General features: G+C 75.2%; 2 protein-coding genes. Both read right to left on the bottom strand.

Features of this window, described 5'->3' with window-relative positions; genetic code table 11:
- Positions 1 to 17: 17 nt before the first annotated feature.
- Positions 18 to 1,037, bottom strand: a complete 1,020-nt coding sequence (locus ACFV4N_RS21235; protein WP_499674288.1) for a glycosyltransferase family 2 protein — start codon at positions 1,035 to 1,037, stop codon at positions 18 to 20.
- 10 nt (positions 1,038 to 1,047) lie between these two features.
- Positions 1,048 to 1,721: UbiA family prenyltransferase (locus ACFV4N_RS21230; RefSeq protein WP_499674287.1), on the bottom strand; the 674-nt coding region annotated here is incomplete at its 5' end.

Raw genomic sequence — 1,721 nt, 5'->3', positions numbered from 1 at the left:
GCCGGTGGTGGTGCCGTTCACGTGCGGCCCCCGTTCTCGTAGAGCCGCCGGAACGTCGGGGAGCACGCCCAGCGGGCCGCGCCGACCAGGGCGGCGGCGCCGGTGGTGGCGTTCATCAGCAGGTGGAGCCCCGCCATCAGCGGGAACTGCCGCGGCCCCGCCGAGGCGCGCAGGAACCGGAGCAGCCGCCGCTCCTCCACGGCGAACAGCGCCGCGCCGGCCAGCGCCGTCGCCGCGCCCGCCGCCGGCCACAGCGCGGCGCCGGCGAGGCCCGCCAGGACCAGGCCGGTGCCGGCGACGGCCCGCGGCCGGTAGGCGGTGTCCGCCAACCGCGGTCGGGACCGCTCCCGGCCGGCGAACAGCGCCACCAGCGGCACCGAGCGGTGGTACTGCTTGCCCAGCAGCACGCCGAGCCGGTCGTCGTCGTCGTGGCGGCCCAGGATCGTCGCGTCGATCAGCACGGTGGAGATCGCCGCCAGCCGCGCGCCGTACTCGACGTCCTCGGTGGCCCGCAGGCTGGTGTCCAGCGGGCCGGCCAGCTCGTAGGTCTCGCGGCGCATCGCGCCGAGGGAGAAGTTGCACAGCCGGACCTCGCCGGCGTTGCGCACCCGCCAGAAGTGGCCGTGGAGCACCTTGTACCGCTCCACCGGGCCGTCGTCGATCAGGGGTTCCTTGTCGTAGACGCCGCCGACGAAGCCGAGCCGGCGATCGGACGTCAGCAGCCGGACGGCCCGCTCCACCGCCTGCGGCGCGAGGGCGATGTCGGAGTCGAGGAAGAAGAGGATCTCGCCGGTGCTGTGCCGCACGCCGGTGTTGCGGGCCGCGGAGACCCCGGTGTTGGCGGTGCGCACGAGGGTGCAGGGGAACTCGGCGGCGATGTCCGGCGAGGCGTCGGTGCTGCCGTCGTCCACGACCACGACCTCGACGTGCGGGTAGGTCTGGTCGAACACGGCCCGCAGGCACTGGCGCAGCGTGCGCGCGTAGTTGTAGTTGGGGATGATGACGGAGACGGTGGGTGACACCGGTGCGGACGACATCGGGGCCCCCTCAGAACAGCCGGCCGGCGGCCAGGCACAGCAGCCACAGCGCGGCGTTGACCAGCAGGGGCACGTCGCGCAGCACGTCCCGCCCCGGTTCGCCGCCGCGCCGGTCCACCGTCACCAGCTGCAGGTAGCGGGCCAGCGCGAACACCGCGAAGGGCAGGGTGAGCACCGCGAGCAGGGCGCCCCCGGGACGCCCCGGTTCGAGCAGGTGCAGCAGGTAGGTGATCAGCGTGGCGCCGACCAGCACCGCCATCAGCTGGTCCAGCAGCGGCACCGAGTAGCCCGCCAGCGCGGGCCGGGTGGCCGCGGCCTCGCCCGCCCGCGTCGCCGCGGCCAGCTCGTGCCGGCGCTTGCCCAGCGACAGCAGCAGGCAGACGCAGTAGACGCACACGATCAGGGTGGGGCTGAACGGGGCGGCCACGGCCAGGCAGCCGGCCGCCGCGCGCAGCACGAACCCGAAGGCCACCACGCTGATGTCCACCAGCGCGTGGTGCTTGAGCACCAGGCAGTACAGCAGGTTCAGCAGGAGGTAGGCGGCCACGGCCAGGCCGGCGGCCGGTGGCAGCGCCGCGGCCGCCGCGCCGAGCACGGCCAGGCAGCCGACGCCCAGCAGCAGCGCCCTGGCCGGGCCGACGCGGCCGCTGGCGATCGGCCGGTGCCGCTTGGTGGGGTGGAGCC

It is taken from the genome of Actinosynnema sp. NPDC059797, from assembly GCF_042732085.1.
In the GTDB taxonomy this organism is placed as follows: Bacteria; Actinomycetota; Actinomycetes; order Mycobacteriales; family Pseudonocardiaceae; genus Actinosynnema.
The sequence above is the reverse complement of the archived record's forward strand: the minus strand, read 5'-3'. Positions and strand labels throughout refer to the sequence as shown.